This is a genomic window from Bacillus sp. CH140a_4T, from assembly GCF_008923725.1.
Lineage (GTDB): Bacteria > Bacillota > Bacilli > Bacillales > Bacillaceae_G > Bacillus_A.
In genome coordinates, this window is the sequence record NZ_WBPF01000006.1 from 1 (window position 1) to 24,037 (window position 24,037).

A 24,037-nucleotide genomic window follows, 5' to 3' on the forward strand; every position below is an offset into this window, starting at 1 on the left:
AAGGTATTGAAGCGGGTACATTAAAATTAGCAGGAACAGATGAAGAGACAATCTTTAGCCTTGCTGATGAATTGTTATCGAATAAAGAAGCTCATGATGAGATGTCAAAAGCATCTAATCCTTACGGTGATGGCCTTGCATCAGAGCGTATTGTAGAAGCAATTTTAAAACACTTCCAAAGATAAATTATAGCTATATTGAGTCCAAATATGTTATAGATGATTTTGAAACTATTTATACAATGGCTAATAATCCCCTCAAAGTATAGGCATAGCCATCAACGTAAGAAAATGAATAAAATTAGGGTATCCTTTCATTCAGTATCATATGAAAGGGTACCCTAATTTATATCTACAAACAATAACCCATTAGTTGATGAATTTCGCATACTCGGTGACGAATTTTTAAATAAATTTTTTATCCATCACTTACAAAAACTTGCGTATCAAACGGGTATGATTCAGCAAAAACTAAAATTTCAGGCACAAGACCTTGTATCACTCTATGTGTTTTTGGTGTCAAACAATCGGCTCTGAGTCTTTACCCAAAACATATAATTTCACTCAAAAATTGTAAAAATTTTTATTTTAACAAAAAATGATTTCAACAAAAAGTTGAAATCATTTTTCTCCAATTTACAATTATATAATATTATCTTCTTTTAAGAATCTTACAATTCTATTTGTATTTTTACCATCTTTGAATTTGTTAATTCGAGAATATCTTTTCTTATACCGTCTATCAATTTTATAATCGTTTTTTATCGCATCATTTACTACACGTATTAATTCATCAATATTATACACAACAGGACCTGGACTATTACTCTCATTAACAGGCGGAATAGCCTTATATTGTTGGATTAAATAATCTTTTTCCTCCCAATAGAAAATAGGATATGCTCCACGGTACTGTGCATCATAAATAGCTGATGAATAATCTGTAATAAATACTTTTGAAACCTTTAATGCTTCCGATGGATTATCAGAAATAATGTGGTTATATTCCGGCATATTTCTATAAATAAACTCTGAAAACTTATTATGTGGCACAATTAACAATCTATCGATTAAGCCTGCGGCTTCAAACCCCTTTATAACCTTCATAATTGCCTTGTAATAAGAGGTTTCCTCTATACTATCACAATAAATGAGCCCCTCTTCCCAATATCTATACGTTGGCATATATGCAATTTTATCAGCATCAGGTGCTAACTTTGCAAAATCAAAAGTAGCTAATCCTGTTAAAATTAAATCATTTCTATTATATTGCATTTTATAAAATTCCTTTGCTTCTAGCTCAGAACTAATTACTGACTTATACATATTATATAGATTCTTATCCTTATGGAAGCCAAACGCCATAGGATTATCAACTGGTTTTGCGAACATAATACCATGTTGTAAAAATACTAAAGGAACTTCCATAATTTTATTCCTCAAACTATCTATATATAATCTATCATTTAGGAGATGATTAGATAACTCACTTGAAATAAAGTAATCTGCATTATATATTGAAAGATAATGTTTAAAGCTATATTTCTTTATAATATTAGATCCATGCTGTTGCTTCATGTATTTATAATGATTAGATTCCTTATTTAGAATGAAATAATTTATAGATTTCGGTGTATCCAAATTCATAATATATTCAAACACCCTATATGCTGATTCATCTGCTTTATTGCTTTTCTTTTCAAAATATAAGTTCAAATTTTTCTTTTTATTTTTAAAGAATTTCGAAACAAATTTAGCTACTTTTATTTTTAGACGGCTGGTTAACGAATATTCAGGTGCATAAGGAATCCTAGTAGAGGTAATATTCCCTTGTAAATTCGTTCGAATAACTTGAAGTTGATCCTTGTGTTTTTTAAAAATATAAGTTTTTACCTTTTCATCATTTTTTTTAAAGCATAAATTATGAATCAACCTATCTTCATTACCAACAAATAGATTATTATGTATCCTCTCATCAATATCAAGGTTCGAAAGTGGCACTCTAAAGAAACCAAATCGCTTTAGAAATTTGATATGACTAAAAGGTCTGATAAATTTAGCAACTTGAAAATCTGAATTTCTTAAATATAAATAATCATATTTTTTAAACGAATTATAAGCATGATGCGTAAATCTTCCATAAATATAGCAAAATTTATTTGTTGAAAATACTTTTAGATTTGCCTTATGTTGCGTTACTGCTAGTGGATTACTCCTTAATGCAAAAATCCCATTTTGTTTCATATAAATATAATACCTTGCTCCATTAATTACACAAATCGATAAAATATTTTCTTCTTTAAAATTTTTAACACTTTCTTTACCAAAAAGCTTTTTAGGTTTCTTTAAAGATAATCTTTTAAAATTTAACACCTTTCGAGTACCAGTTAACTTATTTCCAACGAATATTTCATTCCGATTTCGGATTTCAATTTTCATACTAGGATGTTCTACTAATACATTAAAAAGAATTTTAAATACGTTAAACTCTTTTTTCAAACTATCGTAAGTTACAACAATATTATAAATATCATAACTAACTTTTGAAATTAAAATAAAGCGTTTGTTTTCATTACCAATTCCTATCTCATATCCTACATTAAAATTTATTACTTCAGCTGTTAAAAAATTATCTATAGTCATGATTTCATTTTGGCTTCTATCTATAATTTCCAGTCTTGTTAATCCTTTTTGTCTTACTAAAAGATTTTTTTTGAAGTTTTTCACATCAAAGCTATATATATCTTCACGCGGGGAATTATCATTTTTCCCCTTGTCTTCTCTTAATATGTATATATTATTATTCAAAGCGTATATATATACAATATATTCCTCAGATAGTTTATATTCAAAAAGGATTTGATCTCTAATCTCATATTCAAAAAGAAATTTTGGTAAATCTAATTTGAGATCCTCCATTTTTAATTTTATTCCTTTACTTAAGCTCTTAACATAAAGATGTATGTGTAAAAAATTCACATCAATTACTTCTATTATATTTTTATAAAGCTTATACATATTGCCAGTGCACCCCTATTTTTATTTTTTATCTATATTTAATCCTACAGTTGAATTTATCTCTAACTTATTAACTGAATTACCATTTAAATAGCATAAAAGGTCAAACTTATCTGATCTATACACGAATATAGCTGAATACTCATCTTTTAAATTAGGTTCTCCTAATTGTGCTGTTAGTGCATCCTTTGTAAAGGATACCTTGTTCAAGATTACCTTTGTTACTCTAGATTGACTATTATATACAACATCTATATCACTATATTTTACAAGTTTCCCTTCTAAAAGATCACTCTCATCTTTTATATTTCCTAAAGTACTACCTACTTCTTCTCTTCTTTTATCTAAGATAGATAATATTTGATCCATATTTTTAGAAGAACCTATTAGACTAACAATTTTTGGAGAAATATCCTCGTATTTAATAATTGTGTTAAATGGAATAGTTGTTACTATTGCTTCACTAATCCAACCTTCTGTTCCATCTAAATAATTGAGCTTTAGCCAATTCATACCTGATTGCTCATTTTGTTGTTTTCCTTTAACAACAAAAGATTGCCCAAACGGCATAATTCCAAGTGATTTACTATTCAAATCTGGGTTACTACGAATCGTAGCCTTTGCAACATTTGTATACCGGATATCTAAGGCTTCTAAAGGATTCACGTTCTTTATTTGTTCCTGATTTTTTACTTCTTCAATAAATTTCTCTTTTGCCTCTGACTTTTGGAATAAATAATCCTTACCCAAATATAAACCACAACCAATTATAGTACTTAACAATAAAATACTAGTACCTACGATATATTTTTTGTGTTTACGCTTATTTCTTGGGCCAATTCCCGCCCCCAAAGCAATCCAATATTCTTCCTTTTTATATACTTCTTCTTTTTGTTCTACTACTTTATTGGGATATAATCTTTTTTTCATACCTTCCTCTTTGAATTTACATTGTTCTTCCTTACTCATGGCCTTATACTCTTTTAAAAACTGCTCATAATTAGGTAGAACATCTTGAATAACCCCGTATTCTCTAACTTGCCCATGTTCAAGCCATAAAGCTTTTGTGCAAAATTTTTTTATTTGTCCTAAAGAATGACTAACAAAAAACATTGTTTTTCCTTGCTCTTTAAATTCATTCATACGTTTCAAACATTTATCAGCAAATGTTTGATCACCCACTGATAGTGCTTCATCAATAATAAGCACATCCGGATTAATACTAACTGAGATTGCAAAACCTAAACGAGATTTCATTCCACTCGAATATTTTTTTACAGGCATATCAATGAACTGTCCAATATCAGCAAAATCTATGATTTCTGGCGTTAAATTTTGAATCTCCTCTTTATTCAATCCCATCATTAAACATTTAAGCTCTATATTTTCTCTACCAGTTAACTGTTTATTTAATCCAGCTGCAATTGCGATAAGCGAAACTTTTCCCTTGACTTCTAAATCTCCAGATGTAGCTGGTGTCACACCAGCTATTAAACTTGATATCGTAGATTTACCTGATCCATTTATACCAAGGATCCCTATAATATCTCCCCTATCAGCCTCAAAACTTGCATTTTTTAATGCATAAAACTCTTCACCGAATCCATTCGGATATAAAATATCCTTTAGTTTATCCGTGCTTTTACTATGCATTTTATATTTTTTGGATACATTATTAAATCTCACTGAATAACTCATTAATCACAAATCCCATCATAGATAATCTATAAAATGTTTCCTAAATTTAATGTGTAAAATTGATCCTAAAAATAGCATAAACAAAACAATCCCCCAAAAATAAAGCGTTTGTTTTATATCTTGGTAAAACCATCCTGTTCCTAATAAAGATTGACGATACCCTTCAACAATATAACCTAATGGATTTAGTTGCATTATTTTTTGAATTACAGATGGTAATTTTTCAGGTGTCCATAAAATAGGTGTTAAATATAACATCATTCTCATTACTGCTTGTACAATCATTTGTATATCACGAACCACCGTTGCTAAAGTAGAAGTAATTAGAGTAAAAGAAAATAAAAATATGATTGTAGCAAACATATAATAAACAATTTGTATATAGTTAATTGAAATACCTGGCCCTATAACTAAAAATATTAATGTTACAATCCCAAAAAGTATTAAATGTTGATAGAAATTAGCCATAATTACATAACTCGGAATAACACTCATTGGAAAATTCATTTTGGAAATAATATTTATTCGAGTATATATAGACTTAGACCCCTGAATAATTGCTGGATTAATAAAGAACCATACTAATAAACCCGCTGTTAACCAATATATAAAAGGTATACCATTAACTCCTTGACCACCACGAATACCTAATCCAAAAACAAACCAGTAAACACTCATTTGGATTAACGGATTTAGAAATTCCCAAATAATTCCTAAATAATTATTGCTATTTGTGCTTTTTATTTGATAAATAGACAATCTTTTAATTAAATGAAGACTCTTTATCTGTTCCTTTAATACAATTGCTACTGAATTCATTTTTATATCTCTCCAAAGAATATTTTCTTAACTACCTTTTCAGAGGAATCACCATTTTCTAGGTGACAATATTGATTGTAAAACTCATTGTACTTTTTCTTAAATTCCCCTAATCCCTTCATCTCATAATTTAAAATAGCACTTACTAACTCTTCGTTTGTTTTCACAACTGGACCCGGTGCCTCATTTTCTAAATTAAAATAGAAGCCTCTTAATCGATCGCGGTAAGATTCAATATCATATGTGTAAAAAATAATTGGTCGTTTTAAATTAGCATAATCAAAGAATACAGAGGAATAATCCGTAATAAGCAAATCCGCCATAAGATATATTTCATTAATATCTAAATAACCGGAAAAATCATATACAAAACCGTCATAACCACTTAAATCAAACTGTTCTGCAACTAGATAGTGCATTCTAAGTAATATAATATAGTCTTTTCCCAGTTGCTGTTGTAAATTCCTTAAGTCTAGCCTTAAATCAAACTTATACTTTCCTTTACCATAAAAGTGATTATCTCGCCATGTTGGTGCGTATAAAATAATCTTTTTATCCAAAGGTAGTTTATTTTTCCTTTTTAATGCACGTATTTTTTTGAAGTTATTACCAGTATATAAAAAATCATTCCGAGGATACCCTGCTTCTATCACTGTTTTATTAAATTGAAATGCCCTTTTAAAAATTTGGGTTGAATATTTATTTGGAGACAAAAGATAGTCCCAATTCTGTACTTCTTTCCGAAAATTTTCTTTATATTTTTCTGTTGTGGTACCTGGCATATAAACTTCCTTCATATCCATTGCCAGTTTTTTTAGTGGGGTCCCATGCCATGTTTGTATATAAATCGTATGCTTGGGTTTTACAATCCATGCTGGCATCCTACTATTCACGATCCAATATTTCGCACGCACCATTACTATAAACCATTGTAGTGAAAACTTAGTTACATATGGGATTTTTTTTGTATCAAATTCCTTTTTAAAATTTTTATTCACGCTCCAAATTAATTCTAAATCTGGGTGATGTTTACTTAGGTATTCATACAAAGCCCTTGGGTTGCAACTATATTGCTTTCCTGAATAGCTTTCAAACACAATTAATTGTTTCTTGGCTGGTAAGCAACTCAATAATAAAAATACTAACTTACACATTCTTGAAACTATAAATCCCTGTTTTATCTTTCTCAATACATCCATGCAAAGGCTACACCTTTCATCTCTTATTCTATAAAGTTTTATCAGGTAAACTAAACCATTATTTAAATACTTTTTCAGAAATTCTTTTAGCAGCCATTCCATTATCAAGATGACAAAACTTATTGTAAAAACGATTAAATGCCTCTTTATATTCTATTTCGATACTTTCAATATTCGAAATAGCATTAATTACTTGATCCGATGTCTCTAGCAATGGACCTGGCGCTTCTTTTTCAAAATCCATATAAAAACCACGGAGTATACTACGATATTTTGAAATATCATAAGTAAAAAACAATATTGGTCTACGTAAATTAGCATAATCGAAAAATACAGAAGAATAGTCTGTAATTAAAATGTCTGAAATCAAATATAGTTCTGCAATGTCATCATATTTAGATAGCTCATATACAAATTTCTCCATACCTTCTATATTGACATGATCAGCAACTAGATAATGCATTCTAAGCGCAATTACATATTGATCTCCAAATTTTTCTTGCATTTCTTTCAAGTTTAATTTCAGCTCAAATCTATACTTGCCTTTTTCATAGAATTCATCATCACGCCATGTAGGTGCATATAAAATTACCTTCTTATCTTTCGGAATACCAATTCTGTCTTTAATCCTGTTCGCGTTCTCTTTCCTTCCCCTATCATTTTCACATAGGATATCGTTTCTTGGATATCCAAATTCTAGAATCTCCTGATCATATTTAAAGGCTCTTTTAAAAATTTCAGTAGAATACTGATTAGGGGAAACGAGATAATCCCAATTACGTGATTCATTATAAAAATTCTTTTTATATTTCTCAGTCGTTGTACCAGGCATATAAACTTCTTTCATATCTGCCGCTAACCTTTTTAATGGTGTTCCATGCCATGTTTGTAAATAAATCGTTTCTTTCCTTTTAGATAGATTATTCGGCATTCTAGTGTTAGTAACCCAATATTTAGATGTCGCTAAATAGTAGTAGTATTTCCAACTGAATCTCTTTACTTTTTTTGCATCCCCAAATATGTCCTTATCTAATTCATTAAATATCCAAACAAAATTAAAATCCTTATTAGTATTTACTAAGTACTCGTATATATATCGTGGATTACATGAATAACTTTTCCCCGCAAAACTTTCAAAAACAATTGTTTTTTCATTCATCGGTAATTTTACTAAAATCGTCCTATATATCTCTTGATAAAGACTTTTTTTACCTTTAAAAGCCCTTTTCCATCTTTTATATAAAGTTCTAATTTTCATGCATATAAAGGTAGACTTTTTATTTCCCTTTTTAATCCACTGCAATTCTAAACGTTCTAAAAAATTTCTCTTTTTTATAATATCTAAACTAATTAAATCTACATTTGTTTTTAAATCATTAAAATGCTTTTCTAGGAGACTAGGGGTCTTCCGAATGCTAGTTGTTATATTCTTAAAATAGAAACTCAGTAATAATTCATCTAAATAATTGTATATGTGGATATTTTTATAGCAATTGACTTTTAAACTCTTGTATACAGAAAAAAAATCGTGTATTTTATATTTAGTAGCTATAATTGATAGTGTAGGATTATCAATTGGTTCATAGCATTCACCCTTAATATAAAGTGGGAGATTTATCATCGGAAATGTATCTTCTTTCGCTAACAATGGTATTAAAAATGTTAAATCTGAAAAGAATGATACCTCTTCATCAAAGTTTAATTTATAGCGCCTAATATGCTTATTACTAAACAAAACGTTTAGAACTGTCTTCCCACGTAACATTTTAATTTTGTTTTCTTGTGTATATAATTGAACATTTACATCTTCTATACTAGAGTATTTTACTGTTTTTTTTAAAAAGGGCCCTGCTATAGCACTATAATCCCTAATATTATCCACAAGAACTTCAACTGCTTGTACCATTAAATAATCATCTGCATCTAAAAAATATACATATTCTCCTGTTGCTTTACTAAGACCATAGTTTCTAGCTTTAGCTACCCCATGGTTTCTCTGAAATTCATAATATCTGATTTGTTCATATCCCCTAGCAAATTCTTTCAAAATCCCCTTACTATTATCAGTAGAACCATCATTTATTAAAATAATTTCCAAATTCGTATATGTTTGATTCAGTATAGAGTTTATACATCTCTTAAGATAGTCTTCCTTATTGTATACGGGTACAATAACACTAACCGTTTTCATCCTTTACACTCCCAAAATTATCGTCCTTAAATATGACATTTATAAAGTTTTCACTAGCATTTCCAAAAGAATACTGATTCCATTTATTTGTAAATCCCTCAATTTTATCTGATTCTAAAATACCTTTTTTAATTTCATTGACTACCTCATCTGTATTGTATATAACCGGACCTGGGACGCTAGAAATATATTCATCAATTACCCCACTTTTTTGTACATATTCATTTAAATCAGGTGCAAAGAAAATCATTGGTTTATGTAATAGACAGAATTCAAAAGGAATGGAAGAATAATCAGTTATTAAAATATCAGTTATCAAAAATAATTCATTTACATTTGGATAAAATGAGTAATCATACAGAAAACCTTTGTATTTTCCATCATACTCCATCTTTTTCCTAATTGCCGGATGCAGCCGGATGAGAAGAACATATTCATCCTTAAGGCCACTATACATACTCTCTATATCTAAGTAAAAATTATACTCATCCAACTCTTCATTACGAAAAGTTGGGGCATATAAAATTACCTTTTTCTCTTTTAAATTTAAATTATCAGATATAATTTCTTTCTTAATCCTTGCCTTTTTTTTCTCATCAAAAAATAAATCTGTACGTGGGACTCCTGTCGTAAGTATGCAGTCCCTAGATATACCAAATGCTTTCATATAGATTGCCGCTAAGCTTTCTGACCCTACAACAACTTTATGAAATGTATTATAAACCTTTAAAAAACGTTGTTGTACCCTCAAGCTTCTCTGTTTAAAAGAACTACTTAATAATCCAAATTTTTTAATTGCCCCCGCCGCATGCCAAATTTGAATACAATTCCCCTTTTTTTGGAAACTGATTGCTGCTAATGTCCCAAAATAATTATCGATAATTACATATTTCGATGTTGAAATATGATAGATAGCCTTTATCGTATGAATTATATTTAAGCTTTCAAATTTATAACTTTTTACTTTTAGATTTTTCTCTAATTTATATTTACAGGTTGGTTTATACAAAAAAACAACTTTACAATCAATATTTTGTTTTTTCATTTCTTCATAAATAAAAAAATGATTTTCCCCATAGGACATAACGAATGTTACTTTATTTTGAAGTGGAAATAATACGCAGATACTAGATAGAAGTTTAACTATGGTCAAATATACTGTAATAATAATTTCTCTCATCATCAAAACTATCTAGCTACTAAAACCAATTCCTTTTTAATCTTAGTAGTTGAAATCCCTACCGTACGTGGTAAATAGACGACTTTGCAATGATCCTTTAAATAATCAAATTCCCCATTCCAATCGTCTCCCATAACAAAAATATCTATATCTTTGTTTACAACGTCCTTTTTCTTTTGATCCCAACTACATTCTGGAATTACTTCATCTACGTAACGGATAGCCTCAATAATCATTTTACGATGTTCAAAACTGTGGTATGCTTTTTTATTTTTCATAGCATTAAATTCATCTGAAGATACTGCTACAGTTAAATGGTCACCTAGACTTTTTGCTCTTTTCAATAAATTAATATGTCCCCAATGCAATAAGTCAAATGTTCCATATGTAATAACTTTTTTCATCAATGTCGTCCTCCCTAAACTCTCACAATGATTTATTAAGCTAACACAACTCTATATTACCCATTGTAATTAACAAACGTCCCATTTCTAATCAAAAATAAAACTCATGTGAATTCATTTGCTTTTCACATAGAGTTCACAATAAGTTCACACCTAATTTACAATTAATTTACATTACTTTTCACAAAAACGATTATATCATATTTCGACAAACAATAATTGTTTTATTTATCTTTTATTAAATCCTTTTTAATTTGAGATATTTTTACTATTGCTGGATAAGTTTAAAATCTGTAAAGTCAATCTCTGTTAAAATAAAAGTGATTTTATCATTAAACTGATAGCCTTCAAAATTTTTTTCGAAATAATAATTAAACATTTTTCTGATAACGGCCATAAACCTTAATCGATATTACTTATACGCATTGACATAACTGTGAATTATTAAACTTCAATTCAACTATGCTTCTTCTATTTATAAATTCTTATTTTCCCAATATTTACGGGTAAATTATTACCTCACATAACCAAAAATATATATTTCATCTTGAAGGCAATCTGATAAATAGTTATTATTCCAATACTTTGTTGATGATTTTATTTTCATTTAACTGTTTTTGAATTACATTAATTTTATTTTTTCTCTAGCCGTGCCTAGAAATTAAGTACAGAAACATAAAAAAAACGAATAACGGACTTTTTACAAAGTATCCATTATTCGTTCTACAATTTAATAAAAATCTTCCTAACTTCTCATATAAATACAGCCTTATCTCAAAGCACGACGTGGTAATTTATCAATATTCTCTAACATAATACCTGTACCAACCGCAACGCAGTGCATTGGGTTTTCAGCAATTAATACTGGTACTTTTAGTTCTTCTGCTAGAAGCATGTCGATACCGTGTAGTAAAGCTCCACCGCCTGTTAGAATAACACCACGGTCGATGATGTCCGCAGATAATTCTGGTGGTGTGCGCTCTAGTACACCTTTTGCAGCTTGTACAATGACAGCTGCGTCTTCTTTTAGTGCTTCTGTAATTTCTTCAGAGCATACTGTAATTGTACGTGGTAAACCAGTTACCATGTCACGTCCGCGAATTTCAAGCTCTTCGCTACGTGCACCTGGGAATACTGTACCAACTTTAATTTTAATATTTTCTGAAGTACGTTCTCCAATTAATAGCTTATACTTACGTTTAACATAGTTTAAGATCTCCATATCAAACTTATCGCCAGCCATTTTGATAGAGGAAGAGGTAACAATATCACCCATAGATAGTACAGCGATATCTGTTGTACCTCCACCAATATCAACAACCATGTTACCGCTTGGTTGGAAGATTTCCATACCAGCACCAACTGCGGCTACTTTTGGTTCTTCTTCTAAAAATACTGTTTTACCACCTGAACGTTCAGCAGCCTCACGAATTGCTTTTTGTTCTACTGATGTGATATTTGTTGGACAACAAATTAAAATGCGAGGTTTTGAAAAGAAGCTCTTTACGTCCAATTTGTTAATGAAATACTTTAACATCGCTTCTGTAATTTCGAAATCTGCGATTACACCATCTTTTAGTGGACGAATGGCTACAATATTACCAGGCGTACGTCCCACCATACTTCTTGCTTCTTCACCTACTGCTAATACTTTACCTGTGTTACGATCAATTGCAACAACAGACGGTTCATTTAATACAATACCCTTACCTTTAACATGGATTAATACGTTAGCCGTACCTAGGTCAATTCCGATATCTCGCGCAAACATTCCCGTTTTTTCCTCCTCGATATTCAAAATCAGGTTACACCTGAATTCTTTTACACCTAATTTCTGATTTTATCATAAATTTAACAGAAACGTAATATTCGCAAAAAGAATTCTTCTGAAAAATATTACCGAATTGAAACGGAATGTTTGCGATCGCATATTTATTGACGTACCGGCTTTTCTACATCTTCTTTTCTATACTTTTGTTTTGTTGCTTCTCCGCCTCTTAAATGACGAATAGACTTATGATAATCAAGAATTTCTTTCACTTCATTTGCGAGCTCTGGATTAATTTCTGGTAGACGTTCTGTTAAATCTTTATGGACTGTACTCTTTGATACCCCAAATTCCTTTGCAATGACACGCACTGTCTTTCTTGTCTCCACGATATACTTACCAATCTTGATAGTTCTCTCTTTGATGTAATCGTGCACACCACTCGCCTCCCTAAATTGGATGTGAGAAGTGTGAAATGAGCCTCGCTGCATACGACTAAGAAGTAAGTGTGAGTGCTGTTTGTAAGCGTTAAACATTCTTGGATTTATAATGAAATGATTCACGATTTCTCACCTCAAACACTCTCTTTGCTTTGGTTTATACCATTGTATTGCCCGCACTACTGATATATGCTACATGTTCACTATTTTTGCGGACTAAGTGAAGAAAAAATATTTTTTCAACGGAAACAGGAAAAGCATTTGATATACTTAATAAAAAAAGCCATTAGAATTTCAACAAATTCTAATGGCTTTTTATTATTTTTTAACAATTTCATATTTACCAGCAACAATTTTTGAGAACTGATCAATTGTAGTCCCTGACGAGATAAACCAACGTTTGATCTCGAGTGGTTCACTGTTCTCTGTAGCATACCCTGGTGAACTATTAAAAGCTAATTCTACTTTCAACTCGTTTATCGCTTCTACTGAAGCTTTATTATATTTCCCAAATGGATAAGAGAAATATTTTGTTTGCAATAATTTATTACTTTGCAAAATATCTTTTTTCACATCGTCTTTAGCTGTTTTAATTAAAGCTGGCTCATTATCAATTTCTTTATGAAGATCGTGTGTATGACTTCCTATTTCAAATACACCCTTCATCTTTTCTAGCTCAACTTTACTTAATCTTTGAATATTCTTAGGATCAAATTTTTGAACTTGCTCAGTTAGTTTAGATGATACTGCAAATGAAACGGCATGCATTTTATATTTTTTTAGAATTGGGTATGCATAGACATAATTTGATTTTGAAGAATTATCAAATGTAATTAGTACACTTTTTTCAGGAAGTGACTTCTTATCTTTTATAAAACCCTCAAATTCCTTTAGCGTTAACGCATGATACTTATTGTCTGCTAAATATTTAATTTGTTTTTCAAATTCACTTACAGATAAAATATTTTTCTTATCCTTAAATTCTGGATTATCCTTCTTATCTTTATCTTTAGCTAAATAGTAATACTGTAAAACAGGTACCTTCTTCTGGTTACTTTCAGCATTCATTTTATTAAAAATAAAAAATCCAATCCCAGCAATTAGCGCTACTACAACCGCTATTAAAATAAATAATTTTTTCGAACTTTCGCTTCCTCTAGCTTTCAATTTAAAACTTCCCCCTCAATCACAACAAAAAAACACAGTATTTTAGAGACCTACTGCATTCAAATATCGTTTTCTTATGTAAAAAATCACAATTAGTATTATACGGTCTAGCTTTAAAAATTCCAATAGGTGTACAAAAAGAAAAAGACACTCTTTCTTAGAGTGTCATTCTTCTCGTTCCAACTCTTCTTCTAATAACTGATGGTGGGGAACCTCTTTCTTACCGGCAATATAATAATATAAAGTGAATAAAACAAACAATAAAATAATAGCAGTCGACAGAACAAACAAAAATGACACAGTATCCCCTCCCTTTTGTAATATATATTCGAGAATCTCGTCATTTTTCCTTGTTATTGCAACTTTTTTCTCGAAATTGAGTATTTTTATATAAAGTGAAACTTTAATCAGTGGGCGCCATTTCCCACTGATTATTAGTTGAACCAATCGGGCTTTTACGGGCAGTTGACCCCAACCTAACTTCTTAGCTTTTACTGAATTTTGAAGTAGGGGGTCTTACTGCCCGTTAATGCGGGGTGAAAGTAAAAAAATCAGCTCTCTTAGAGAACTGATTTTTTACTGTTTTATTCTTGTGAAGAAGAACTGTTAGATGATTCGGTAGAACCATTTGTTGATTTTTCTTCTTTCTTCGGTTCTTCTTTTTTGTCACTAGTCGAACCGCTAGTTGATTTCTCTTCTTTTTGAGACTTATCTTCTGTTTTACTTTCTGGTTTCGTGCTCGTTGACTTTTCTTCTTTTTGAGATTTGTCATCAGCTTTTTTACCAGAAGCGTTCGTTGCCTTTGCAGCACCTGCATCAGCTTTAATTTCTGCTACTGATTTATTTAAGTAACGTTCAGGGTTCACAGCCACATTGTCTTTACGTACTTCAAAGTGAACGTGAGAACCTGCTTCTTTATTCATTGCACTTAGACCGGATTTTCCTAATACTTCACCTTGTACAACTCGTGCACCTTTTTCTACTTTTACACTGCCTAAGCTTTGATAAGAAGCTGCTACACCATTTCCACTATCAACTGTTACAACATAACCAAGAAGTGAATCTTTTTCAGCTTTCGTTACTGTACCACTTAAAGCAGCTGTAACATTGAATTCTTTTCCATTCTTCGCAGCAATGTCAATTCCTTTGTTTGGGGAATATGTGTTGTTATAAAAAACAAGTGCTTTTTCTTGTTCCGCCTCAGTTGCTGCATCTTCATAGAACTTCTTTTGTACGACTACTTCCGCATTAGCGGCAGCTGGCATTTTCACTACTTCTGAAGATTTCGTTACTGGTACTGCTGGATCTTCCGATTGTGTATACGGTGTTGCTTGATCTTGGTTCGGAGTCTTCTTCGGATTAGCTCCTTGGAACCATAGCGCAACCATTAAGATTACCGCTGCACAAGCAATGTACAGTGCCGGAAACACCCATCTTTTTTGAAATAAATGTACTACCTTTTGCGACTTTTTATTATTTCTTCCTCGCATTCCATCATCACCTCAGCAATCATTTTGAACAATATTCACGTATCCTATACAACGTATAACTAATTACTTTTCGACAAAACCTGTAAAAATATGTATAGGAATTACAAAATTTCCGAGGAAATGATAGAAAAAAGAAAAAACTGAGCGTTTTAGCTCAGTTTTTAGTCCATTTGTTTCTTTCTATAAATGAAGAGTGTAATAACAAGTACTGCGACTAACCAAATAGTTATATTCAATAAATTACTAGCAATTGCACTAAAACCTTCACCTTTTATAACACTACTAACTGCAAGACCGATATGACGAGTTGGTAAATAATCAATTATCTTTGTAACTACTTCATTCTTCACAAACATTCCAATTAAGTCACCCAAAAGAAATGTCATTAATATTGGCAATCCAATTGTTGAGGTTTGTGGCACATTTTGAGCTAATAATCCGATACAAGTGCCAATGAGATTAAATATTAGCATTCCAAGAACAAAGATGAGTAATAATAATGCAAAATTACCTTCTAATTTACCTAAAATAAGTAGATTAATAAAACAAATTGCAACTGTAATCAGACCTGTTAATGAACTTTTGCCAATTAACACTTCAATAGATGATGCTGGTGATAGCATAAGAACACGAAGCGTATTTTTTTCCTTTTCTTCAGCGATGAGCATTGCCTGTACAAAACCTCCGACCATAACTAACGCCATCGCAGTTAATGTACCTGCCCCAACTTCCCTAAAGTTATCTGCGCGACTAAATAGTATTGCAAAGAAAACTGGCATTGCCATCATAATTAAAGTTTGTGAATTCGTTTTAAAATCCTGTACCTCTTTCCGAAAAATAGCTGAAAATCGTCTCATTGAAAATGTCATTATAATCCCCTCCCAGTAACTTCAATAAAGATATCGCCTAGCGTTGGTTCGTGTGAATGAATCGATAGTAATTCGCCTTTTTTCATCCATTCTGAAATACGTTTTGCACCTAATTCGTCTTTTTGTACGATTTCTTTTTGCTTATCTTTTAATACGACTTGTATTTGATCTTTCGCGTATTGTAGGCGAAGGTTTTCTGGTGTATCAAGCGCTACAATTTCTCCGCCACATAGAAAGGCGATGCGGTTACAAAGCGTTTCTGCTTCGTCCATGTTGTGCGTCGTTAAGAAAATCGTCGTTCCTTCTTTATTTAAGTCTGTTAAGATTTTATGAATGTTTTGTACGTTTACTGGATCGAGTGCAGATGTTGGTTCGTCTAAGAAGAGGATATCTGGTTTATGAAGAATTGCTCTTGCTAGTGTGACGCGCTGCTTCATTCCTTTTGATAGTTTCTTTACTGGTGTCTTTTTATCATCTAATAGATTCACTTGCGCTAGTACTTCATCGATTCTTTCTTTTTTACAACCGTATAAGTCACAAAATAATAGCAAGTTATCGTAAATGCTAAGTCTCTCATATAAACCGCTATTGTCTGTTAAAATACCAATTCGTTTGTAATCGATGCTGCTTGGTCCTGTAATATCTCTGCCTAGTACCCTCACTGTTCCAACACTATGAAGTAATTGAGAAGTTAAAATCTTTACTGTTGTCGTTTTCCCAGATCCACTCGGTCCAAGGAATCCAAAAATTTCTCCTTGCTTCACTTCAATATTTACATTTCGAAGTGCCGTTTTTTCGTTAAAACTTTTCATTACATCTTTCATTTCAATTGCTAATGTCATCTCGTCATCCCCTTTGTTTTTTTCTTTTATAGATGAAAGTCGCTTTAGCGCTTTTCGTTTGTTTGTTTCGCTTTTCTTGACTCAATCATATGAAAAACAAAGAGGTTACGCAGTAAAATACCGGTAAAAGGAGTATTTTTACCGGTGAATGAATCGTATTTTGAGCTTATTGGAGCACTTTTTATAGCCCAATCACACCTTTTAGTTCATCCATTCGTCCTTTTGAAAGCGGAATCGAACTTTTTCTTTCGTCATCCAAAATTAAACTAAAACTATTACGCGTCCACGTAATCACTTCTCGTACTCTTTGTAAATTCACAAGGTACGAGCGATGACATCTAAAGAAACCGAATCCTGTTAATCTCGCTTCTAGTTCACTTAATGTTAATGCACATACGAAATCACCTTCGCGTACATGAATATGTGTCACTCCGTTTTGCGTTTCAATGAAATGAATTTCCATCGGATCAAGTAAAATGATTTTATCGTTCACTTTTGCTGGAATTCTTTCAAGTTTCATTTGTGGAATCATTTGAACAACTTTTTCTCCATCAACCTCTTCCACTTCTTCTTGTTCAATTTCTATCTTCCTCACACCATCGTTATTTAAAATGTATACATCCTCTGTTAACGACAGGGCGTCCGATAGAAAGGATGACGTAATAAAAATCGCTTTTCCTTGCTCTTTCATTTTCATAATTGATTTTCGAATAATAATCGTGCTCTCTGTATCTACATTTTGCTCCGGCTCTTCCAAAATAACTAAGTCTGGATTATGAATCATAACACGCCCAATATGAAGGCGACGTTTCTCTGAAAATGATAGTTTTTCTATTTTAACGTTTAGCTTATCTAAGAGGCCGACATATTGCACGACTTCTTCCGTACTCATATTCGATTCATAAAGACCTATTAAGAACTTGAAGTATTCCTTCACCTTCAAACGGTCGTATGCCTCATCTTTCAAAAAACAAAAACCGATGCGAGAATAATTTTTCTTTCCAATTGCTTTTCCCTCAAATAGCACATTTCCAGTTGAAGCTTCTTGCTCACCAATAATAATACGGTGCAACACTTTAGCTGTATGGTTATTACATTGCAAAACAACACATTGTCCTTGCTCAACCTCTAGCTCAACTGCCGGTAACTGGTTCGTCTTCCCTAATTGTCTCAGCTCGAGTAACGCCATTCTGTCTCCTCCAAATGTTTTTATCTTATTATACCAAACAATTAATGGAAGATTTTGATATTTTATGAAGTATTATAAAAAGACGCAAGCAATGGGACGTTTTTTCCATTTTTCATGCAGCACCGCCACAACAGATCCTTTTAACACTTTATCATGCGACATTAAGGCATTTTCTCAATCTACGGAGGAAATCCATTCGCCTCCACTTCTCGATCAGCAATCTTAATAAACCCTTCCTAGTCAACCGTGACAATATCTCCTGTATGAAGCCATCCGTCTTTCATTGATGTCTTTCTGTACGTTCATCCTTATAATAGCTTCCAGCGATCCACGGACCCCTTAAACAGAGTTCTATCATCGCTGAGCATTGACGATTTTTTTAATATATCAACGATTTAACAAGGATAACCTATCCACTAACAAAAGAAAAACCGTCCCAACATACCTCTTGGGACGGTTTATTCTGCATCCTACTTCTTCACCATTAACTTTCCTTCATAATCGTTCATCGACTTTATTTCGACACCCTTATAATAATGAGCAACGATATCTGTATATTTCTTACCTTCCGCTGCCATGCCGTTCGCTCCGTATTGGCTCATGCCGACGCCGTGGCCGAAGCCTTTCGTTGTAACGACGATTTTATCCCCTTGTTGTTTCCACGTGAAATCAGAAGAACGTAAATCTAACTTTTCGCGAACTTGCTTTCCTGTTAATGTTTTCCCTTGAAATGCTACATCCTTTACGCGCTTTCCTTCCGTAAGGTCCTTAATGTTTCCAACTTTTCCGTCTGCTAGCACCTTCACCCCAAGACGTTTTTGAAAGTCCGCTACGGTGAATGTTTGCTCACTCGTAAATTTTGGAGATGCTTCATCCCACGGGCTATCTACGCTCTTTAAGTACGGATAATCATTTCCCCAATAATCAGCCGCATTTTCTGTCCGGCCATTACTCGTTGAGAAGAAGGATGCTGAGATTGGTTTTCCCTCATACGTTAAAACTTGTCCTGCGGTTTTGGAAACTGCTTCCTCGATTTTCTTCAAATTATTTTCGTAGTTATTGCCCCATTGTTTCTTCAATTCTTCTTTACTTTTGTACACTTGATCTTTCACCGTATCTGTCACGTCCGCATTGTTTTTCTTACCTCCGCTTAGCATACGCTGTACCACAAATGTTCTCGCTGCTAATGCCTGCGCCTTTAGCGCCTCTATTTCAAAACTGGCATTCATCTCAGAAGCTACTACACCGGTCACATACTCCTCCATAGGTAATGACTCTATCTTTTTCTGTTTCTCACGATATACAGCAACTTGAACCGCTGTATCCACTTTCCCTGGAGCTGGTATACTTTCTATCGCTGGAGGAGTTTTGGAAGCTGCTTCTTCCCCTACTTTTGCTTTCGCAAACGGAATAACAAGAGCAGCAGGTACAATGATAACGAGCGCTATGAGAAGCGCTACTGTGATGAAAAGTGGCTTTGAAAATTTCATCTTATTTCCCCCAATATCCAAAAGCTTTACTCCATTCATTCTTATGGAACAACTCTTTCTTTTAGAACATACTTAAGGGAACCAGCTAAAACGAAAATTTTCTAAATATTTTTACTGGTACGTGCATAAGTATAGAATTTCTTGACTATAACAGTAATAACCCCAAAAAAAATAGCCCCTACGTCAAAAGACGTAAAGACTATTTCAATTAAGCGTGAAGATCAGAAACTTCTTGTTCTTTCACTTCTTCTACTTTTTCGTTTACACGTTCAATAGTTGCACCTAATGCAGCTAATTTCTTATGGAAATCTACATAACCACGGTCAAGATGCTTTAACTCAGTTACACGAGTGTAACCTTCAGATACTAAACCAGCTAAGATTAATGCAGCTGCAGCACGTAAGTCAGTTGCGCCTACTTCAGCACCTTGTAAGCTGTTTGGACCGTTCATAATAACAGAACGACCTTCGATTTTAATATCAGCATTCATACGACGGAATTCTTCAACGTGCATAAAGCGGTTTTCGAATACCGTTTCTGTAATCATACTTGTTCCATCAGCTTGTAGTAATAATGCCATCATTTGTGATTGCATGTCTGTTGGGAAACCTGGGTGAGGCATAGTTTTAATATCAACCGCTTTTAACTTATCTGGGCCGATAACACGTACACCTTCATTTTCTTCAATAACTTTAACACCCATTTCTTCCATTTTCGCTGTAATTGAGCGTAAATGTTCAGGCACAGCATTTTCAATTAAGATGTCTCCACCAGTAATTGCCGCTGCAACCATGAATGTTCCCGCTTCAATACGGTCAGGAATAATAGAGTGGTTTCCACCATATAATTTATCAACGCCTTCGATACGAATCGTTCCAGTTCCAGCTCCGCGTACTTTTGCTCCCATCGCATTTAAGAAGTTAGCTAAGTCAACGATTTCTGGTTCTTTCGCTGCGTTTTCAAGGATTGTTGTCCCTTTTGCTAATGTAGCTGCAGACATAATGTTTTCTGTCGCGCCCACGCTTGGGAAGTCTAAATAAATTTTAGCTCCTTTTAGTTCTCCCTCAACGTATGCCTCAACAAAACCATTACCAACCTGTACTTTTGCTCCCATTGCTTCGAAGCCTTTTAAATGTTGGTCAATTGGACGTGAACCAATTGCACATCCACCAGGAAGTGCAATACGAGCACGACCGTTACGTGCAAGTAATGGTCCCATTACTTGAACAGATGCACGCATTTTACGTACATATTCAAATGGTGCTTCAATGTTTAGTTCTTTAGAAGCATCGATTGTTACTTGGTTATTTTCAAATACGACTTCAGCATTTAAATGACGTAATACCTCATTAATTGTGTATACATCAGACAAAACTGGTACTTCAGATAGTACATTCTTTCCATCACTCGCTAATAGGGCTGCAGCGATTATAGGTAATACAGCATTTTTTGCGCCCTCAACACGCACTGTGCCGTTTAACCGCTTTCCGCCACGGACGATGATCTTTTCCAAATTATTCCCCTCCGTGTCCTTTTTTCAGTATCTATTCACTCAATACTCAGAAGTTATGATCGGTGTGCCAACCACAATTGTATCTTTGTTGTCTGTAGAACGTATTGCTATTTGCACATTTATTTTCTCTCTATTTGTTGAAAGAGCGTCATCCCACTTTTTATTGTATGCGGAGACTGACACAAATGCTCTTTCTTCTATCTGTTCGATTGCTCTTGCTGAAAGATCTTTCAAAACCTGATTGGTTTTATTTTGCAAAACACCTTCAATCTTATCATTCAGTACACCTTGAACACAAGTGTAAATTATAGGTTTTTCACTAAAAATTTTATTTGTTTTCTGAATGTACTTCGGGTCCCATTTCGCCCCACTTACTTCAAAAATAATGAAAGTGTTTTCTTTAGTATTTTCCTTACTCCAAGTTACTACTACTCGTTCTTCATGAGAAGAAAATTTTTTATAGGATGTAGCTTTATATCCATCTGGAGATTGCTCTAATTCCCACTTTTGAATATTCGCCTTGTCCTTCACATCGTTTAACAACTTTTGAAACGTATGTATATTAGAAATTGTTTTTGTTTCTCGCGCTAACCATGACCACTTCTCTACTTTAGCATCATTTTTCTCTAAAGTTGCAATCATGCTCTCCATTTTCTGTTCATCGCTGATCGGTTTCATCTCTCTATATCCAACCAAAAATAAAACAACACTTATCACAACAATAAGAATGGCTTTAAGCTTCAATTTCATCCCCTCCTATCCCCATTGTTAACGGAGATATGAGGTTCTATACACTTACTTTACTAAATACGTTAAACTCTTTGAATAGCCTAAATAATCAAGGAAAAAGTTACTTACAGATGTCCCAATTGCAATTGTAATTAGGATGAGTAACACTCGCGTCTGCATCACCTTTCCAGACTTCATTAAACGCTCAATGTGAACACCTTGTAAGGCCCACCACGTAATGGTAATAAACAATAAATGCGAAACAATGGCAATCAGTGCTTGTTGCCCTAAAAGATGTGCCAAAAAATCGACCCCTTTTTACCCAGCTACTACTTACGAAATACTATAAAAACGATACCATAATAAGTAGGAGCCACACTTTTTCAAATACAAATAAGCATCTTACATTTCACATCGTAATTTGCTCTCAAAAAACATATACCTACATGCATTTTCAATTGTAATTCACACAAAATAAAAAGCGCAGAGTAACAACTCCACACCTTTTATTTTCACTATTGTACCACGTTCCCTAAGAAGAAGAAATCCTTCATTAATGGAAAATATTCATAAAAGAAATTGTATCCAATCATCGGCATAATCCCTAGTATTACAATCGAGATTGCACAAAGGCTCATAACAACCTTTATATTGAGTGGCAAACGAATTTTCTCTTCCACTTCTCCCGCCCGGAAAAACATTTGCTGTAAAATACGGAAATAATATACGAATGAGATGACTGTCGTCCCCATCATAATAGAAGCTAGTACGTAATGAGCTGGCTCTACATGCAGTGCACCTAAAAAGATGTTAATTTTCCCAATGAAACCAGCTGTTCCTGGTATCCCGGCCAACGATAAAATAAAAATCGTCATCACTATCGCTGTAAATGGCGACCTTTTATATAATCCGGTGAAAATGGTAATGTTTTCTTTGTCGCTTTGTAAGATTAAGCCGTGGATAATTGCAAATGCTCCTATATTCATCAGCATATATGCAAGCATGTAAAACCACATGCTATCCATCGTAAATGGTGATAATGCTACAAGGGGAACGAGTAAATACCCCGCATGTGCGATTCCCGAATAGGCAAATAGGCGTTTTACGTTATATTGCTTTAATGCGACTACGTTTCCAATAATCATCGTAATACTCGCCAGTACAGCAATGTATATGCTCATACGTCCGTATAAAGATTGCATGTCTCCTTGCACTGATACACTTGCAAAAACCATGAGGAATAGACGAATAATGAGTAGGAACCCTGCAATTTTAGAAATCGTCCCGAGAAAAGCAGTAACAGGCGTAGCCGCTCCCTCATACACATCTGGTGCCCACATATGAAACGGCACTGTCGCAATTTTAAACGAGAGTCCAACGAGCAATAGTAGAAATGCGAGAGCTAACAATAACTGAATACCACCAGCAAGCTCCCCTGCGAATACTTTTTGCATATCCACGATATTGGTTGACCCTGTAATACCATACAAATAACTCATTCCAAAGAGCGTAATTGCCGTTCCAATTCCTCCATTAATGACATATTTCATGGCTGCCTCGTTTGATGCACGGTTCTTTTTTCGTATTCCTACTAGAATATATGAAGAAAGTGAAAGCAATTCTAAACCGACGAAAAGTGTAATGAAGTCGACGCTAGAAGCCATAAACATCGCCCCAAGAAGTGCCATTAAAAATAAGTAATAATATTCTCCCTTATCTTCAATTGGATTCTTCTTATCATCGCTCATTGCGGTGCATAAGATGAGGGCTGCTCCGCCTAATAACAACGTTTTAAACCCTTTTGAAAACCCATCTAACACAAACGATCCGTTTAAAATATCTCCTGCCGGTTCGCCATATAGCGTGATTAACGACACGATTGCTAATATGACGGCTGCGATTGCACTAAGCGCTACATATCTATGGTTCAGCTTAAAAAACAAATCACATATGGAAAGAAGGATGGCAGCTCCGAGAATAATGAATTCTGGCACCATAAGATGCCATGATAAGCTAAGTAACGTATTCATAT

21 protein-coding genes and 1 pseudogene are annotated in these 24,037 nt (G+C 33.2%); 1 reads left to right on the plus strand and 21 read right to left on the minus strand.

Annotation, left to right across the window (positions count from 1 at the left end; translation table 11 throughout):
* Positions 1–185, plus strand: a 185-nt coding sequence (locus tag F8162_RS06465) for a UDP-N-acetylglucosamine 2-epimerase (RefSeq protein WP_192797610.1), incomplete at its 5' end; no start/stop codon positions are given.
* A gap of 456 nt (positions 186–641) precedes the next feature.
* Here F8162_RS06465 and F8162_RS06475 read toward each other — a convergent pair.
* From F8162_RS06475 to nuoN, 21 genes and pseudogenes are all read right to left on the minus strand, one after another.
* Entirely contained in the window at positions 642–3,017 is a 2,376-nt protein-coding gene (locus F8162_RS06475; protein ID WP_151630210.1) for a CDP-glycerol glycerophosphotransferase family protein, read from the minus strand.
* Positions 3,018–3,038: 21 nt separating this feature from the next.
* Positions 3,039–4,715, minus strand: coding sequence for a teichoic acids export ABC transporter ATP-binding subunit TagH (gene tagH / locus F8162_RS06480; RefSeq protein WP_151630209.1), 1,677 nt, complete (start codon positions 4,713–4,715; stop codon positions 3,039–3,041).
* A 15-nt stretch (positions 4,716–4,730) separates the two neighbouring features.
* Positions 4,731–5,534, minus strand: coding sequence for an ABC transporter permease (locus F8162_RS06485; RefSeq protein WP_151630208.1), 804 nt, complete (start codon positions 5,532–5,534; stop codon positions 4,731–4,733).
* Positions 5,535–5,536: 2 nt separating this feature from the next.
* Positions 5,537–6,733, minus strand: coding sequence for a CDP-glycerol glycerophosphotransferase family protein (locus F8162_RS06490; protein ID WP_151630207.1), 1,197 nt, complete (start codon positions 6,731–6,733; stop codon positions 5,537–5,539).
* A 58-nt stretch (positions 6,734–6,791) separates the two neighbouring features.
* Positions 6,792–8,924 (minus strand): CDP-glycerol:glycerophosphate glycerophosphotransferase, encoded by a 2,133-nt coding sequence (locus tag F8162_RS06495; RefSeq protein WP_151630206.1) that lies wholly within the window; start codon positions 8,922–8,924, stop codon positions 6,792–6,794.
* On the minus strand, positions 8,911–10,107 hold the full coding sequence (locus tag F8162_RS06500; RefSeq protein WP_151630205.1) for a CDP-glycerol glycerophosphotransferase family protein: 1,197 nt from the start codon (positions 10,105–10,107) through the stop codon (positions 8,911–8,913). Before F8162_RS06500 ends, F8162_RS06495 begins: the two co-directional genes overlap by 14 nt.
* Before the next feature lie 5 nt (positions 10,108–10,112).
* Complete coding sequence (tagD, locus tag F8162_RS06505) at positions 10,113–10,508, minus strand: glycerol-3-phosphate cytidylyltransferase (protein WP_151630204.1); 396 nt, start codon at positions 10,506–10,508, stop codon at positions 10,113–10,115.
* Positions 10,509–11,277: 769 nt separating this feature from the next.
* Positions 11,278–12,279, minus strand: coding sequence for a rod shape-determining protein (locus F8162_RS06510; RefSeq protein WP_016085501.1), 1,002 nt, complete (start codon positions 12,277–12,279; stop codon positions 11,278–11,280).
* Between the two features lie 161 nt (positions 12,280–12,440).
* Positions 12,441–12,713 (minus strand): sporulation transcriptional regulator SpoIIID, encoded by a 273-nt coding sequence (spoIIID, locus tag F8162_RS06515; RefSeq protein WP_000544012.1) that lies wholly within the window; start codon positions 12,711–12,713, stop codon positions 12,441–12,443.
* A 321-nt stretch (positions 12,714–13,034) separates the two neighbouring features.
* A complete protein-coding gene (locus tag F8162_RS06520; protein WP_151630203.1) occupies positions 13,035–13,883 on the minus strand; it encodes a polysaccharide deacetylase family protein in 849 nt (282 codons plus the stop codon).
* A 165-nt stretch (positions 13,884–14,048) separates the two neighbouring features.
* Positions 14,049–14,183 carry a hypothetical protein gene (locus F8162_RS06525; protein ID WP_000008903.1) on the minus strand — a complete coding sequence of 45 codons (135 nt, stop codon included), beginning with the start codon at positions 14,181–14,183 and terminating at the stop codon, positions 14,049–14,051.
* 284 nt (positions 14,184–14,467) lie between these two features.
* Positions 14,468–15,373 (minus strand): M23 family metallopeptidase, encoded by a 906-nt coding sequence (locus tag F8162_RS06530; protein ID WP_151630202.1) that lies wholly within the window; start codon positions 15,371–15,373, stop codon positions 14,468–14,470.
* 161 nt (positions 15,374–15,534) lie between these two features.
* On the minus strand, positions 15,535–16,242 hold the full coding sequence (locus F8162_RS06535; protein ID WP_151630201.1) for an ABC transporter permease: 708 nt from the start codon (positions 16,240–16,242) through the stop codon (positions 15,535–15,537).
* Positions 16,242–17,084 carry an ATP-binding cassette domain-containing protein gene (locus tag F8162_RS06540; RefSeq protein ID WP_151630200.1) on the minus strand — a complete coding sequence of 281 codons (843 nt, stop codon included), beginning with the start codon at positions 17,082–17,084 and terminating at the stop codon, positions 16,242–16,244. The genes F8162_RS06535 and F8162_RS06540 overlap by 1 nt, the downstream gene beginning before the upstream one ends.
* A 181-nt stretch (positions 17,085–17,265) precedes the next feature.
* Positions 17,266–18,273 (minus strand): LytTR family transcriptional regulator DNA-binding domain-containing protein, encoded by a 1,008-nt coding sequence (locus F8162_RS06545; protein WP_151630199.1) that lies wholly within the window; start codon positions 18,271–18,273, stop codon positions 17,266–17,268.
* 75 nt (positions 18,274–18,348) lie between these two features.
* A pseudogene (locus tag F8162_RS29040) lies at positions 18,349–18,631 on the minus strand (fatty-acid--CoA ligase); the annotation flags it as partial.
* A gap of 112 nt (positions 18,632–18,743) precedes the next feature.
* Positions 18,744–19,763, minus strand: coding sequence for a stage II sporulation protein D (spoIID, locus tag F8162_RS06555; protein WP_151630198.1), 1,020 nt, complete (start codon positions 19,761–19,763; stop codon positions 18,744–18,746).
* Positions 19,764–19,971: 208 nt separating this feature from the next.
* On the minus strand, positions 19,972–21,276 hold the full coding sequence (gene murA, locus F8162_RS06560; RefSeq protein ID WP_000411269.1) for a UDP-N-acetylglucosamine 1-carboxyvinyltransferase: 1,305 nt from the start codon (positions 21,274–21,276) through the stop codon (positions 19,972–19,974).
* A gap of 39 nt (positions 21,277–21,315) precedes the next feature.
* Positions 21,316–22,020 carry a YwmB family TATA-box binding protein gene (locus F8162_RS06565; protein WP_413226526.1) on the minus strand — a complete coding sequence of 235 codons (705 nt, stop codon included), beginning with the start codon at positions 22,018–22,020 and terminating at the stop codon, positions 21,316–21,318.
* 51 nt (positions 22,021–22,071) lie between these two features.
* Complete coding sequence (locus F8162_RS06570) at positions 22,072–22,308, minus strand: DUF1146 family protein (RefSeq protein ID WP_000940744.1); 237 nt, start codon at positions 22,306–22,308, stop codon at positions 22,072–22,074.
* A gap of 212 nt (positions 22,309–22,520) precedes the next feature.
* Positions 22,521–24,035, minus strand: a complete 1,515-nt coding sequence (gene nuoN / locus F8162_RS06575; protein WP_413226528.1) for an NADH-quinone oxidoreductase subunit NuoN — start codon at positions 24,033–24,035, stop codon at positions 22,521–22,523.
* Positions 24,036–24,037: the final 2 nt, after the last annotated feature.